Annotated in this window: 12 protein-coding genes; 6 read left to right on the forward strand and 6 right to left on the reverse strand. The window is 45.7% G+C overall.

Features of this window, described 5'->3' with window-relative positions; genetic code table 11:
- The first annotated feature begins 10 nt into the window (after positions 1-10).
- From MHH49_RS05360 to MHH49_RS05370, 3 genes are all read left to right on the forward strand, one after another.
- Complete coding sequence (locus tag MHH49_RS05360) at positions 11-715, forward strand: response regulator transcription factor (protein WP_036680796.1); 705 nt, start codon at positions 11-13, stop codon at positions 713-715.
- Complete coding sequence (locus MHH49_RS05365; RefSeq protein WP_341137960.1) at positions 703-2,118, forward strand: HAMP domain-containing sensor histidine kinase; 1,416 nt, start codon at positions 703-705, stop codon at positions 2,116-2,118. The genes MHH49_RS05360 and MHH49_RS05365 overlap by 13 nt, the downstream gene beginning before the upstream one ends.
- A 70-nt stretch (positions 2,119-2,188) precedes the next feature.
- Positions 2,189-2,683, forward strand: coding sequence for a hypothetical protein (locus MHH49_RS05370; protein ID WP_036680791.1), 495 nt, complete (start codon positions 2,189-2,191; stop codon positions 2,681-2,683).
- 96 nt (positions 2,684-2,779) lie between these two features.
- On the opposite strand, the gene MHH49_RS05375 is transcribed toward MHH49_RS05370, so the two are convergent.
- Positions 2,780-3,907 (reverse strand): copper amine oxidase N-terminal domain-containing protein, encoded by a 1,128-nt coding sequence (locus MHH49_RS05375; protein ID WP_036680789.1) that lies wholly within the window; start codon positions 3,905-3,907, stop codon positions 2,780-2,782.
- Between the two features lie 170 nt (positions 3,908-4,077).
- On the opposite strand from MHH49_RS05375, the gene MHH49_RS05380 reads away from it, so the two are divergent.
- Positions 4,078-5,535, forward strand: coding sequence for an amidase family protein (locus MHH49_RS05380; RefSeq protein ID WP_036680786.1), 1,458 nt, complete (start codon positions 4,078-4,080; stop codon positions 5,533-5,535).
- Positions 5,536-5,541: 6 nt separating this feature from the next.
- Here MHH49_RS05380 and MHH49_RS05385 read toward each other — a convergent pair whose 3' ends face one another.
- Together MHH49_RS05385 and MHH49_RS05390 are read right to left on the reverse strand one after the other, a co-directional pair.
- Complete coding sequence (locus MHH49_RS05385) at positions 5,542-5,865, reverse strand: YciI family protein (RefSeq protein ID WP_051491142.1); 324 nt, start codon at positions 5,863-5,865, stop codon at positions 5,542-5,544.
- A 102-nt stretch (positions 5,866-5,967) separates the two neighbouring features.
- Positions 5,968-6,525, reverse strand: a complete 558-nt coding sequence (locus MHH49_RS05390; protein ID WP_036680784.1) for a DUF1273 domain-containing protein — start codon at positions 6,523-6,525, stop codon at positions 5,968-5,970.
- Between the two features lie 199 nt (positions 6,526-6,724).
- Between MHH49_RS05390 and MHH49_RS05395 the strand changes: the two genes are divergently transcribed.
- On the forward strand, positions 6,725-7,408 hold the full coding sequence (locus MHH49_RS05395; RefSeq protein WP_341137961.1) for a hypothetical protein: 684 nt from the start codon (positions 6,725-6,727) through the stop codon (positions 7,406-7,408).
- A gap of 100 nt (positions 7,409-7,508) precedes the next feature.
- Here the strand turns inward: MHH49_RS05395 and MHH49_RS05400 are convergent, their stop codons facing one another.
- Positions 7,509-9,539 (reverse strand): beta-galactosidase, encoded by a 2,031-nt coding sequence (locus MHH49_RS05400; protein WP_341137962.1) that lies wholly within the window; start codon positions 9,537-9,539, stop codon positions 7,509-7,511.
- A 119-nt stretch (positions 9,540-9,658) separates the two neighbouring features.
- Here MHH49_RS05400 and MHH49_RS05405 point away from each other — a divergent pair, with 119 nt between their 5' ends.
- Positions 9,659-10,492 carry an AraC family transcriptional regulator gene (locus MHH49_RS05405; protein WP_235219448.1) on the forward strand — a complete coding sequence of 278 codons (834 nt, stop codon included), beginning with the start codon at positions 9,659-9,661 and terminating at the stop codon, positions 10,490-10,492.
- 673 nt (positions 10,493-11,165) lie between these two features.
- On the opposite strand, the gene MHH49_RS05410 is transcribed toward MHH49_RS05405, so the two are convergent.
- Positions 11,166-13,157: a beta-galactosidase gene (locus MHH49_RS05410; RefSeq protein WP_339823929.1), complete on the reverse strand. Its 1,992-nt coding sequence runs from the start codon at positions 13,155-13,157 to the stop codon at positions 11,166-11,168.
- A 138-nt stretch (positions 13,158-13,295) separates the two neighbouring features.
- Positions 13,296-14,597, reverse strand: coding sequence for an ABC transporter substrate-binding protein (locus MHH49_RS05415; RefSeq protein ID WP_341137963.1), 1,302 nt, complete (start codon positions 14,595-14,597; stop codon positions 13,296-13,298).
- Positions 14,598-14,624 lie beyond the last annotated feature (27 nt).

A 14,624-nucleotide genomic window follows, 5' to 3' on the forward strand; every position in this document is an offset into this window, starting at 1 on the left:
CGTAAATTTTATGGACTGGAGGTACTCCAATTTGACGAAATCCATTCTTGTTGTAGAAGATGAAGAAGCCATCTCTAGGGTCCTCAGTGCTTATCTGAAAAAAGCAGGCTTTCAAGTCACCCGTGTAGCTGATGGACGCGCTGCGCTGGAGTCTTTTGCTATATCTCCTCCTTCATTAGTATTACTAGACATCATGCTGCCAAACATGGACGGCTTTGAACTGCTTAAGCTCATCCGTGAAAAAAGCAGCTGCCCTGTGATCATGCTGACGGCAAGAGATGGGATCAATGACCGGCTAGCCGGCCTCGACGGTGGTGCGGATGATTATATGTCTAAACCTTTTATTCCCGAGGAAGTGGTGGCACGTGTGAACGCTGTCTTACGCCGTCCCTCGCAGTGGTCAGATGGCAGCCGTAAACGGCATTATGGCAGTTTGTTTATCGACTTCACAGCACGTGCTGTCTTTTTGAATGGGGCTGAGCTGAGTCTTAGTCCTCGGGATATGTCAGTGCTGTTATTTCTCGCTGAAAGGCCTAATCAGATTTGTACGCGTGAGCAATTAATAGAATTTGTATGGGAAATGGATTATGAAGGAAGCGACCGGGCGGTAGATTTGTCGATCAAAAGACTACGCCAAGCGTTGTCGCACTGGCCTACTAGTGAGGGGGAAATCCGTACCCTAAGGGGGACGGGATATCAATTATGGACAACTTAAAGAGAAACAACGCCAAACGTACCTCTATCCTTTCTTACTGGACGATACGTTATCTGCTCATTATTAGTGTAGGCCTGCTCCTCACAGCTTTAGCTACATTATGGTGGATCCGTCAGGAGGCTATGAGCAATCGTCTGCAGACTGCGGGGCTTTTGGCACAGGAGATTGCAGATCGCAGCTTAAATATGGAAGGCTCCATTGAAATCAGCCAAAATCTCGAAAAGCTGATCGAAGACCGGAAACGGTTTTTCAAGTTAACCATAGAGATGTGCGTGATCATTACCGATCAACAAGGTCAAATGCTGTTCTCCCTGCCACCTCTAACTGACAAGGAAATGAGATATAAGCTTAATGATAGCCTGAACGACTCCCGCAGTCCGGAGTTTAAAGCTGCTGTGGCTCCCATAAATTCGAATGACGAAACGCTGGGACAGGTTATTGTCCTGCAATCCAAAAAATCACTGCGGCATATTCCACAGGAGGAGATCATATTTTTCTCCATACTGCTGCTGTTTCTAATCATCTTAAGTTGGCTAACCATTTACCTTTTATCTCGTAAACTGGCAAAACCCATTCAGAAGGTAGTCGAGGCAGCGGCTCAAATCAGCCATGGCCGTTATGATATCGTTCTAGATAAGGATGCTAAAGAGCGGGAAATTCATGAGCTGATGATATCTTTTGAAGAGATGGCAGGCAAGTTACAGCAATTTGAGCAGTCTCGAGCCGTAATGCTGGCAGGAGTCTCCCATGAGTTGAAAACACCCGTAACTTCTATTAAAGGCCTGGTGCATGCCGTCCGCGAAGGGGTCGTTGAAGGTGATGAAGCTGTGGAATTTCTGGATATTGCCCTGCTGGAGGCTGGGAGGTTGCAGCGAATGGTAGCCGACCTTCTGGATTACAATGCCCTGACTGCAGGAATGGTTTCCGTTCGTCACGACCGACTCGATGCCGTACCCCTGATATCCGAAATCGTATATCAATGGAAGCTGACACAGGCGGAAGAAGTTGCTGAACCCGTGCTCCATATGCCGATCAATCCCTTGTTTTTGCGTGGGGACTCCCTTCGTATCCAGCAGATTATCGTCAATCTACTTAATAACAGCGTACAAGCCAAGGCTCCTGATCGAAGGGTGCAGCTTACGATAGAACTGCTGGAGCAGCAAGGTCATGGCTTTGCCGAAATCCGTGTTCAAGATAATGGGCTTGGCATCTCATCCAATCATAGTGAGCATGTCTTCGAAGCCTTCTTCCGGGGCAGCGACAAGCAGAGCACACTGCGTGGTCTAGGACTCGGCCTAACCTTCAGCCGTCTGTTGGCCGAATCTATGAATGGAAGCCTCGTGCTTGAGGAGCGCTCAGACAAAGGCTGCACCTTCGTGCTGTCTCTGCCGCTTGATGACTAAAAAAATAGTCTACGATCCATCGACATGGTATAATCATGTGCACAATCACACCGAAAACCGGAGGCTGTATATGCTTACTTTTGAACAAAAATTAGCGATTCTCGACTCTTACCCCCAGCTGGAACGCAAAAACGTATCCCTTGGGCGCGTGAACTATCACTACGAGGAAAGCCAGCATGATAAGAAAACCGTGGCTTTTCACCTGCATCCAAATGGTAATGGCTATGTGTTCGCAGGCTTACTGCGGGGCTACGAGACAGACGATAAGGGCTTCGTGAATATTCGCGACTACTCGGAATCCGAGCTGCGGAGTTTGCTGGATGCCTCCATCACCTCACTGTCTATTTACATTCCTGATGCTCCTGTAGCCAGCAAAAGAAAGAAAAAGGCTGCGGCAACTGCCGATACACTCTGGACTAATGATGAGGGCCAAACCCTAACCCTAAAGCTTGAGGATGATCTATGGTATATCTATGCCGACCTCAATCTGGAGATGGCGTTTGAAACGCTTGAGGAAGCTAAAGAATATTTAGCGGAAGAGGGATTTACAGCAGCACAGGAGTGATTGTCAGACTTTAATCTACACACTCACAACAAAAGAGGTGTCTGAGCAGCCATTTATTTTGGCCGTTCGGACACCTCTTTTCTAATAAAACGATCCTTAATATACAGGTTCCGTATATATGTAACTATAAATACCCAAATCGAGCTCGGAAACCACTTCATAATCTAGTTGGAATTCTATAGTCTTATTCGATAGACCTCCTACAAAATAACTGCCCTCCACAACCAACCTATCCTTCCCTCCAACTGGGGCGACCAAGATCAGCTGTTCAGCTTTATTGGCTGGGATCATAAAGTTTTGCAGCCCACCCGTCTGATCTTGAATATATTTACGGACAGACACGAGGTTACTGCCTAATTCCGAGAGGCCGGAATTGTTGTTCCGCCATACATCAAGCGCATCTTGTTGGGATTGGTTGGAACTGACACACGCCTGATTAACTGAAAATTCCGGGATTTTATATATATTCCCGCCAATATTATCGATAACTACTTTATGGGTTACTTCCGTACAATTTTCAATTTTCAGAGTCGGCATGGGATCCTTTTCCTTTGAGAACGTCTTTATGATTTTTTGATCACCGGGCTTAAAATTTATTGAGATGTCTTTATTATCCATGTTAGAAAATTCGAGCAAGCTATACAACTGATTATTTTTAATACCGTAGTGCTTTACGTTTATAACAAACCTGTTTCTCTCATCTGATAACGATTTTGATTGCTCTTGACTTCCTACTGAAATTGTTCTGTTAACCGGAGCAATAAGCTTCTCCTCGGCAACTGGTGAGGTTATGTAAATAGATTTTGCACCTTCATCCCAAGTGACACTACTACCCAACACTTCGCTAATAAATCTTAGAGGGACGAGTGTATTATTTTGAAAATTGATACCCTTTAAGACATGCTCATTCTCTTTGGCGTTTACAATTACTCTTCCTTCTTTGACCAGATAAAAAATGTTAATATCCCCTTTAACCGCTGAGACCGACTTCGCATGATTATCCCATTTTATAGTTGCGCCTAAAGCTTCAAATATCGACCGCATGGGTACATATGTGACTCCATCTTTCAGGATAGGACTTACATTAAAATGTAATTGCTTACCGTCCAAATAACATTTGAGATCACTGTCGTCCGCAAAGGCTTGACTTGAAAATAAAACAGCAAAACTTATCATCACCACAAAAAAAGTGATAATTTTTGAAGCAAAGTTGTGGTTTTTCATGTTCTTAATTTAGCTCCTAATCTAGAAAAATAAAAAAATTACAATGCACACCTGAATATATCAAATGGCCAATCAAAATGTAAGTCTAAAAAGAAAACTACCAACAACACCCAAATTATGGTTAGATGAAGGAGAAGCCATATCCTAGAGGGAAAGAAGCGTGAACGCATATGAGTTTTGAAATCGTAGAGGCCACCATACCGGACATCCAAGCTGCATTAGAAGCCGGAGAAATTACGTCAAAACAACTAGTTCTCATGTATTATGAACGCATTGCTGATCACGACAAAAACGGCCTGACGATTAACTCTGTACTGGAGATTAATCCTGATGCGTTGTTTATCGCAGAATCTCTGGATGTGGAACGGGCAATTAATGGCCCTCGCGGCCCGCTGCACGGGATACCTGTGTTGTTGAAAGATAACATCAATACTGGGGACAAAATGCATACAAGTGCGGGTTCGCTGGCTTTGGCGAATTCTTTTGCCGGGGAAGATGCGTTTATAGTTACCAAGCTGCGTGAAGCCGGAGCCATTATTATGGGTAAAGCCAATATGACCGAATTCGCCAATTTTATGACGAACGGCATGCCCTCCGGTTACAGCTCCCGCGGCGGGCAAGTCCTTAACCCCTACAATATTTCTACGCCAACCGGCGGCTCTAGTGCGGGTTCAGCAGTAGCTGTCGCTTGTAATTTCTGTACGGTCTCTGTTGGCACAGAAACTTCAGGATCGATTCTTAATCCCGGTAATTTGGGCTCCATCATCGGCATTAAGCCAACCGTGGGGCTGCTCAGCCGTTCAGGAATCCTGCCGCTCTCCAATACACAAGACACCGCAGGGCCTATGGCTAGAACCGTTCATGATGCCGTGTTGCTACTAAACGCCATGCTGGGCAATGATCAGCACGATGCAGCGATGGGAACAAATACAGGTAAAGTCCACGGGGATTATACTGTATTCCTTGATCCGAATGGTTTGCAGGCCGCTCGAATTGGGATACCACGTGATTATTATTTTGAGGAGCTCACAGATGAGCAGCTTGCTTTGTTCAACGCTTCCGTCGACAGGATGAGAGAGCTTGGAGCGACCATCATTGATCCCGCGGATATTAAGACCGCCCGCGAAATTAGTTACTCTTCGGTGGTATTAAACGAATTTAAAACAGCACTGAATGCTTATTTATCTCATTTGGGTCCCGGAGCACCTATGCGAACCTTGAAGGATATTATTGACTTTAATCATGCACACCCTGTGGAGACTTTGAGATTTGGTCAAGCTACGTTAATAGATGCGGAATATACCTCTTCCGGCACACAAAGCGAAGCTCAATATTTACGCCATCGTGCGACTGACCTAAAGCTATGCAAGGAAGAAGGGATTGATGCCACTATGAAAGAATACAATTTGGATGCCCTGCTGTTCCCTGCCGATTTTGGCGCCAGAATTACTTCCAGAGCAGGATACCCCTCCATCGTCGTTCCTTCTGGGTATACGTCAGCCGGTGCTCCCTTTGGTGTAACCTTCTCAGCAAAAGCTTATCAGGAGCCCACGCTTATCAAGCTAGCCTATGCCTATGAGCAGCATTACAAGGTGCGAAAAGCGCCTTCGCTAAAAAGCTTCATTTGATTAAGCCTATTCCTGGAGTGGAACAATACCTAAATGCCTGTTTCCCTCATGGGACAGACTCCATGTACGCACTTCATAGCTACGAATGCCAGACAGCACGTAAGGATCTTTTTCGGCAAGGAGAACGGCTTCTTCGCGTGAGTTCGCTCTTACAATAACCATGCCGCCAGGACAATCACTAAAGGGACCACACAGCACTAATTGTCCTTTGCGGTCCAGCTCTTGTAAATGTTTAACATGACCACGAATAATCTCCATGTCTCTACGGTCTTGATTCGTCGGGCTAAGCAAAATAACATAACAAATATCTGCTTGATTGACCTCACTCATCCTATTCTCCACCTCTCGTTCAAATAGAAACTAAAGCCCGTAACGGTGATTTCCCAATGCCGATTCGGGCTTTTTTATTTCGCGATGTCTTCGTTCGTAGCTTTATTCATAATCTCGCTGATTTTCTTCATCGGCAATATTTTGAATCTCATCAGAATGAATAAGAAACAGCTCGTAGTCTCCCTCTGCATGCAGCTTCAGCGCTCGTTCTTTAAAAAACTTCGGGCTGCCTTCCGCCGCATCCTCATCATAAAAGAGCAATATTCCGTCACTTTTGCGGAACAACAAGTCATCTCTGGCCCTGAACTGCCAGCTGCCGTCATAAGGGGCATTACTGACCGCCCTGCAAAAGTCCGCACCCGCAATAATACGTCGGTATTCCTCCTGCTTCTCTTCCTTCCACTTCTCTTCCTGTCCAGTATGCGCCGTAATGATCCCCAATTTCAATTCAGGATATTGAGTCTTGAGTTCACATACCACCTCACAAGCCCAAAGATCGACACCATACTGGCCAGGGGTAATAATCCATTCGACGCCTTCTTCAATTAGCGGCTTTAATCTGTTAGACAGCGCCTTTTTGATATAAGGAATTCCCGGATGTTTATTGTCAAAAATACCGAGCTCATGCGCACGGTAGCCTGTTACGAGTAAATTCTTCATGTACTGCCTCTTTCCTGAACGTTGGTTATGTCTTACCATGACTTACCTTTGTAGAGTTTTATCCCACTTATATGATTATTATATAGCATTTCCTTGATCTATTTCTTTAGGCAAACTTTCAGCTGATCTTAAGCAACCTTTCAGAACCATCTGATATATTCCTCCTAATCTATCTAAAACTATTAAGGAGAGAAAATAAATGAAAAAATTAATCCCGATTATGATCTCAGGAAGTCTACTTGGTTCTTTATTATTAGCTGGCTGCAGCACGAATTCGGAGGCCGAAGGAACAGCAGTTGCCAATAACCAAGCGAACACGGCACCCGCAGATAACACTGAGGCACAGCAATCTCAAGGAAACGACAATCAACAAAACGGCAGACCCGACATGTCCATGAATTTCGGCAAGATTAAGAGTATTAGCGACAACACGATTACAATCTATACGTCAGAAATGCCTTCCCCGCCCGCACAAGGCACTGGAGGTACGGCTGGAGCCGATATGCAAAATGGTCAGGCCGGTACTCCACCGGAAAGACCCGAAGATGATCAAGGCTCAGATAACGGTACACCTCCAGAGGGGGGAATGCCGGAAGGAGGTGGCCCTGACGGCGGTGGACAAGATGGTGGACCACAGGGTGGTGGGATGCAGCAAACCTTCTCCGAGGAAACCACAGATATTACAATTGATGCTGATACCAAAATTGTAACGGTGACCTCCGACAATGGCACGCGTCAGGAGAACACGATCAGCTTAGCTGACCTGAAAGCTGATGACATTATCCAATATACGCTGAAATCCGATTCCACTTTGGCGGAGAGCATTACTTTAAGCAGCGGAAACCCAATGGGTACGGCTGAAGGCAAAATGAGCAGCGACTGAAACACCAAAAGATAACAGAAAAAATCCCCACCTACGATCAGCTTCATAAAAGCGTTTTGTAGTGGGGATTTCAAATTTATATAGGTTAGATGAGACTCAACTATTTTTTATACGACAAAATCAATACTCCGCGACCCGGCACAACAGCTGAACCGCTAATTACATTACCTGTTAGTAGATCAGTACGCTCAGCCGCCCCAATATCGGCGCTTAAATCACCAGCGGTGTGGTTCAGCAAGAACAGATAAGATACGCCATCCTTCACACGTTGAACAGATTCGATACCTTCCGGTGCAGTTACCAGCGGCTGAATGTTCTTTTCGGCACACAGATTCGCTAGGAAACCTTGCAGGAATCCAGCTTCTGGGCTAGTCGCCACATAATAAGCTTTACCTTCGCCAAATTTATTCACAGTCAGTGCAGGCATTCCTTTATAGAAATCAGAACCGTACTCTGCCAAAACTTCTGCCTCTTCGGCATGGATCAGATCGCAGAGCAGATCACATTTATAAGAACCACTCAAGCTACCCCACGTTTTATCCAGCACGAGCTCATTGCTCATACCTGGTAGTAATGCATCGATTTCCTCTGCCCAAATTCCAAGTACTTTACGCAACTCGCCTGGATAACCTCCAACCGTTACAAGGTCGTTCTCATTAACAATACCGCTGAAATAAGTCGTAATGAATGTGCCGCCCGCTTTTACAAAGGCTTCAACCTTCTCTGCAAAACCTGGCTTGACCATGTACATTACAGGTGCGATAACAATTTCATACTTGGACAGGTTCTCTTCAACCCCGATCATGTCGGCTTCGATATTTTGCTGATACAGCGCATCATAATATTTGTGAACTTCATTCACGTAATCCAAGGCAACCGACGGACCGCTTGATAGATCAAGTGCCCAACGATTTTCCCAATCGTAAATGATCCCTACTTTAGCTGCACTGCGCGCATCCAGTAATTGATCTCCAAGCTGTTCCAGCTCTTTGCCCAGCTCAGCACATTCACGGAATACCCGTGTGTGTTCATGACCCACATGCTCAATTACCGCTCCATGATACTTTTCACAAGCCCCTATCGAACGACGCAGCTGGAAGAACAACACAGTATCTGCACCACGCGCTACAGCCTGGTAACTCCATAGGCGCATAACGCCTGGACGTTTCAAAGAGTTGTACGGTTGCCAGTTCTGCTGGCTCGGTGTTTGCTCCATCAGCATGAACGGTTGGCCATTTTTTAATCCACGCATAAGATCATGTGTCATTGCTGTAAAGCTGACCGGTGTGTCCAGTGAAGGATAGTTGTCCCAAGAAATTACATCCATATGCTTGGCCCACTCAAAATAATCCAGCTCCGGATAAAAGCCCATCAGGTTCGTTGTAACAGGTACGTTGGTGCTGTGTTCTTTGATCGCTTCATATTCGATTTTGTAACATTCGAGCAAGCTATAAGACATAAAACGGCGATAGTCCAACGAGATCCCTTGGAAGTTAGTACGGTTACCGTTCCATTCTTCACTCAGCTCATTTGGCACCACAATTTCTTCCCAATCATAAAACGTATGTCCCCAAAAGCGTGTATTCCAAGCCTTGTTCAAAGCATCCAGCGAACCATAACGCTCCTTCAACCAGACACGGAAGGCAGCAGCGGACTGTTCGGAATAATCATAGCCACCATATTCATTAGAAATATGCCAAGCTACCAGTGCCGGATGATCCTTGTAGCGTTCTGCCAGCTTACCAGCCAGCTTCGCTGCATACTTGCGGTAAACTGAACTGTTCGGATTGGAGTTATGACGTCCACCGAACTTACGTTTTCTGCCCTGGACATCGACACGTGTCACTTCAGGATATCGGTGAGCCATCCAAGCTGGATGCGCTCCTGTTCCTGTAGCTAGACATACATAAGTTCCATTTTTATATAGTCTATCCATTAATTCATCCAATGAGGAGAAATCATAAGTATCTTCGGAAGGTTGAATTAAAGCCCAGGAAAACACATTAATTGTGGCAACATCAATTCCCGCCAGCTTGAACATCCGTTCATCCTCAGCCCATACAGGCGCATCCCATTGCTCCGGATTGTAATCTCCACCGTACCAAATTTTAGGTAATTTATCGTTAATCACACTTCGCACACCCTTTATAGTATAATTATATATCTATTGTAAATGGTTAAGGTTGCCCTTTAAATATAAAATAATATCTCATACATATAAGAATATAGAACTAACAGGAGAGGATAGCATTGTCCGAAATCATGCATCGCAGGATCGTATTCGTCCATGAAGGTGGACAGCACTTGCCAATCACTTTAGACAGTATGGGGCACAATCATGATCAGGAAAAAGTATCCCGCCCCGATGGCTATGACACGTATCATTGGCTTCAGACCTCAGAAGGTGAAGGGATTATCCATTTTGACAATAAAACCTTTTCCTTGCCCGTAGGCAGCGGCGTATTACTACTTCCCTATACACCCCATCGTTATGAGGCCTCCACTAAAAACTGGGGTACCTATTATCTAACGTTCGGTGGCGATTCGGCACAATCTATTTTGGAGACGCTTGGGATGAATAGTAATTCTTTTTACCGTTGGGAAAATGAAGCGCCTCTCCCCAATCTGCTGAAGGAAATGCTGGATCGTCATGATGCCTACCAGGATATGTTTGGTCTCGGCGCCTCCACAGATGCTTATCGTTTTTTGCTTACTTTGAGTAAATATGGCCAGCTTCATAACAATACGGCGATTTCCCGCAATGTAGATAAGCTGCAGCCACTGCTAAAATGGATGGACAGCCATTATGGCGATCCTGATCTCGGACTGAACGATCTAGCCGATGAACTAGGGGTATCTGGGCGCTATCTTAACAACCTATTCGTCCAAACTTTCGGACTCTCGCCTTATGCCTACTTCGTACGTTTACGCATCCGCAAAAGCAAAGAAATGCTCGTAAGCCAACCCGATCTTACGGTAAAAGCTATCTCCCAGCTAGTCGGCTTCCGCGATGTCAGTCACTATGTAGCCACATTTCGCAAGCAATCCGGGACTACGCCGGAGCAATTTAGACGCCTGCATTAAAAATGTCCCGCCCACTGTGGAAAAATTGCTCGCTGGGAATATGCGGCTAGAACGTAGTAAGAGTATGGTATGCGCTACTATTGTGTAGAAATGGGCGGTGCGGTACGGTACGTTGGCTGGGTGCATTTGGCTGCGAGTGTGCGGCACCTCTGAGCTGGATCGTGTAGATCTGTACATGATGGGAGTCTATGTGGAAATCTGATCATGTTATGGACTTCATGTGGAAATCTGATCATGTTGGAGCCCATTGTGCAGCTCTCTTCAGTTCAGTATGAGTAAGTCAGACGAAATAATTGCACTTTGTACACTTAAAATAGCCTGCACGGCAGAGATTATCCATATAAGTGTATTCTGTGCAACTATATTCTCGGAATATGGCCTTGCAGCGGGATTAGCCAATTTTTAGCTGCACAAAGTGCAACTAAAACCAATTAAACACTCCAACACTTCAAATAAGTGTACGAAGTGCAACTATTTTCTGTTGTGCTTCTGTTAAAGTTTCTGCATGCCCTACTCCACTCATTTTTTACTACACACTTCCACTTACTTCACTATTCCTACTCCACACATTCCCCTACACCGCTCTTCCCCTACTCCACACATCCCTCACTCCACTTTCCTCTCTCCTGCCACACTCCCAAACCCACTTCAATACCTCTTTACTCAAAACCACTCAAATCTCCAGCACCTCTACGCCATACGGCTCGAGCTGGAGCTTTCCCGATCGAATCTTATTATCCAGCAGGCTGCTGTATTCTCGTGGCAACGGAACGATCACCGACTCGCGGCTCAGGTTAAGCAGGAATAAGAAGCTTCCCTGATTTCCAGTCCGCACGGAGGCTTGTACTCCGTTTGGCAATCCTTCAAAGCGTAATAACCCTTTTTCCTTAGTCAGGTTCTCTAATAGAACTGACCAGTACTTCTCTTCCGCATGAGTTCCGAAGTAATAAACCTGACCTTTACCGAAGGAATTAACAGTTACAGCGGGTGTGCCGCGATAGAAATCATCACCATACCAAGCAATCGGCTGGGCCACTACCGGCCGGAGAATGTCGCACCACTGCGTACATTCGTATTGGTTACCCTCCGCGTCCATGATGGCATGTGTTTCAGCGCCAATCGGATCATACTCCAGCACTTCAACGCCGGTACAGTAGCTCAGCTGCCCGGGCAGCGGTTGCATGACTGCGATGTTGTTTATATTTTTGACACCACTACGGTTGGTGATCAGCAAGGTCCCGCCAGCGAGGGCAAAATCCTCCAGATTACGTACGATCTCCTCATCCAGCAAATATAAATTCGGAGCGATCACTACTTTGTATCCATCAAGCGGTTGTCTGAGGTCGATAACATCGCAGCCGATGCCAAGCCTGGTTACCGCCCGGTGAATCTGCTTAATGTTCTCATAATAATCAAAGCCCTCTGCCTGCGGCTGAATATCCAGTGCGGCCTTCTCTTCATGGGAATGGAGGATAGCCACTTCGTTTTTCAGCATCGTTCCTTGGAGCTTGTCGCTCAGCCTATTAACCTCATGACATAGCTGCGTGAACTCCGCTAATCTGCGTCCCGGAACATTGCTGTGGTCAATCAGCCCGTGCCAGAATTGTTCTGCTCCTGAAATTGCACTTCTCCAGCGAAAATGAACAACCGTATCCGCACCTCTAGCAATCGCCTGCCATGCATAGGCACGAATCAGTCCTGGATAAGGGGTTCGCCACATCGGCATCCAACAACCCGGCGATCCACTCAGCTGCTCCATAATCCAGAAGTTTTGACGTTTGATGCCACGGGTTACGTCCAATGAAAGCGCTCCGCTATAAGGCGTCGTATCTTGTTTGGTTGGCGAAGTATTCGGATAATAATCAAACGCAGCCACATCCAGATCTGCACCCACTGCGTACATATCGAGACGCTGCGGATAGCTGTGAAAGTTATGGGTTATGAAATGCTCTGGACAAATCATACGCAAAATATTGATCTGCGCCGTCTGAAACGCTACCACCGAATCCCACTGAAACCGCTGAAAGTCCAGTAGAAAAGAGGGATTCTGATGAGGTGATCCGCCCAGCGGCACGGTAAGCTCATTCCAATCGCTGTACTCCCCGCTCCAAACTACGGTTCCCCATTCTGCATTGACCTCATCCAGTGTTCCGTATTTAGCTTGTACCCATGCTCGAAAAGCAGTATTACAAGCGTCACAATGACAATCCAACATGCCAAATTCATTATCAGTCTGCCAGCCTATGACGGCCGGGTGTTCACTGTAACGCTCGGCAAGACGCAGAATAATACGGCTGCCATACTCACGCAGTGATGTGCTGTTATAGCAGCGGTGTCCACGTACCCCCGGGTGAAAGGTCTCTCCATTAGCAAACACCGGAAGCACATCTGGAAATTTCGTCGTTAACCATCTTGGCGGTGTAGCTGTTGGCGTACCCATCACAACCTGCAGATCATATTGATGAAAAAGGTTCAGCGCGCGGTCCAGCCACTCGAACTGGTAATTCCCCTCAGTTGGCTCCAGTCGACTCCATGCGAACTCAGCAACCCGGACTACTTTAACACCTGTTTCTTTCATCAACTTGATATCTGGTTCCCACATGGATTCATCCCAATGCTCCGGGTAATAGTCCACACCCATCTGAACATGATCATATCGTTTCATTGGCGCTTCTCCCCATCCCTTGATATTCAGCCCTGTTTCCCAAAAAAAGCGCTCCCCGTCTCAAATTGATGAGGTATACGGAGAGCGCTTCTGTTAACCACTAATATCCATTAAATCTTCTCTATAAATGTGCTTTACTTATTTTTTAAGCTTGTCCCATGCAGCTTGCATACCAGTCATCCAGCCGTTAACGTCAACCTTGTCAGCGATGAACTGTTGGATCACGCTGGCAAATTCTTGCGTTACACCATCAGGGAATTTGGAGGATTGCAGGCCATAAACTTTGTTTTCTTTTACATAGTTCCATACGTCTGCTCCAAGCATACCGATGTCTTCAGGTGTTGCTTCGATTGTGGACAAAGCAGGGATGAATTTCCATTTTTTAACGATATACTCTTTACCCATATCGGAAGTTACCAACCAGTTCAAGAAAGTTTTTGCTTCTTCTTTAGAACCGGATTCTTTGTTGACTACAAGGTTCGCAGGGATACCAACAGTCATTTTGTCATTCTTCTCAGCATCTTCATTGATTGGCATAGGGAACATACCAATGTTCATATCAGGAGTGATGTTATCAACAAGAGTTTGTGCCCAGTTACCTTCTTGCATCATTGCAGTTTCGCCTTTTGCGAACATTGCCAGGTGAGTGTTAGCATCTGTGGTCAAAGGATTCTTTTGTCCGTATTGTAAAGTCAGTTTGAGATACTTGCTCCACTCTTCAAACGTTTTATTTCCTACAATTGTACCAGTTCCTTCATTCAAACCTTTGATGAATTCATCTACATTATCTTGTTGTGCAAAGGCTACGCTGATCCCTTGGTTACCTAGCAGCCACCATTCCTGATATGCATTACCAAAAGGAGTTACGTCGATAGCTTGCAGCTTTTTAGCTGCTTCTTCAAGCTGTGACAATGTTTTTGGAGTTTCAGTGATTCCCGCTTTAGCGAACAAGTCCTTGTTATACACAATACCGATACCCTCTAGGTTCATTGCCATACCGTATACTTTGCCATCTTTAGTCATAGGCTCTGCAGCCATAGGAATCAGATCTTTTACCCAAGGTTGGTCGGACAGATCTTCCATCTTGTCTCCCCAAAGTTCCATTTCTGCATATCCACCATTGGAAAAAATATCAGGCGCATCGCCGGAAGCGAATTTAGTTTTCAATGCTGCTGCGTAGTCCGCACCACCACCAACTGTTTGGATATCCAGCTTGATGTTAGGGTATTCTTTTTCGAATTCAACCTTAAGCTCATTGAGGCCTTCTACGATTTCAGTTTTGAATTGGAAGATCTTTACGGTCTTCACTTCACCTGAATTTGTGCCAGCGCTTCCATTTTGTGAGTTACTAGAAGCGTTATTATTACCACCACATGCTGTTAGAGCTATACTCATTGCCATTACTGCTGATAGAGCAACTGCGGAGTGTTTCTTCTTCATTATATATTCCCCCTTAAAATAGTGGAC

The sequence above is a fragment of the Paenibacillus sp. FSL F4-0122 genome (assembly GCF_038002845.1).
Taxonomy (GTDB): domain Bacteria; phylum Bacillota; class Bacilli; order Paenibacillales; family Paenibacillaceae; genus Paenibacillus_AQ; species Paenibacillus_AQ odorifer.

Coding starts and splice junctions, on each gene's coding strand:
- MHH49_RS05380 (WP_036680786.1), top strand. CDS start 4,078: ATGAGTTTTGAAATCGTAGAGGCCACCATACCGGACATCCAAGCTGCA.
- MHH49_RS05385 (WP_051491142.1), bottom strand. CDS start 5,865: ATGAGTGAGGTCAATCAAGCAGATATTTGTTATGTTATTTTGCTTAGC.
- MHH49_RS05395 (WP_341137961.1), top strand. CDS start 6,725: ATGAAAAAATTAATCCCGATTATGATCTCAGGAAGTCTACTTGGTTCT.
- MHH49_RS05410 (WP_339823929.1), bottom strand. CDS start 13,157: ATGAAACGATATGATCATGTTCAGATGGGTGTGGACTATTACCCGGAG.
- MHH49_RS05415 (WP_341137963.1), bottom strand. CDS start 14,597: ATGAAGAAGAAACACTCCGCAGTTGCTCTATCAGCAGTAATGGCAATG.
- MHH49_RS05370 (WP_036680791.1), top strand. CDS start 2,189: ATGCTTACTTTTGAACAAAAATTAGCGATTCTCGACTCTTACCCCCAG.
- MHH49_RS05390 (WP_036680784.1), bottom strand. CDS start 6,525: ATGAAGAATTTACTCGTAACAGGCTACCGTGCGCATGAGCTCGGTATT.
- MHH49_RS05360 (WP_036680796.1), top strand. CDS start 11: ATGGACTGGAGGTACTCCAATTTGACGAAATCCATTCTTGTTGTAGAA.
- MHH49_RS05365 (WP_341137960.1), top strand. CDS start 703: ATGGACAACTTAAAGAGAAACAACGCCAAACGTACCTCTATCCTTTCT.
- MHH49_RS05375 (WP_036680789.1), bottom strand. CDS start 3,907: ATGAAAAACCACAACTTTGCTTCAAAAATTATCACTTTTTTTGTGGTG.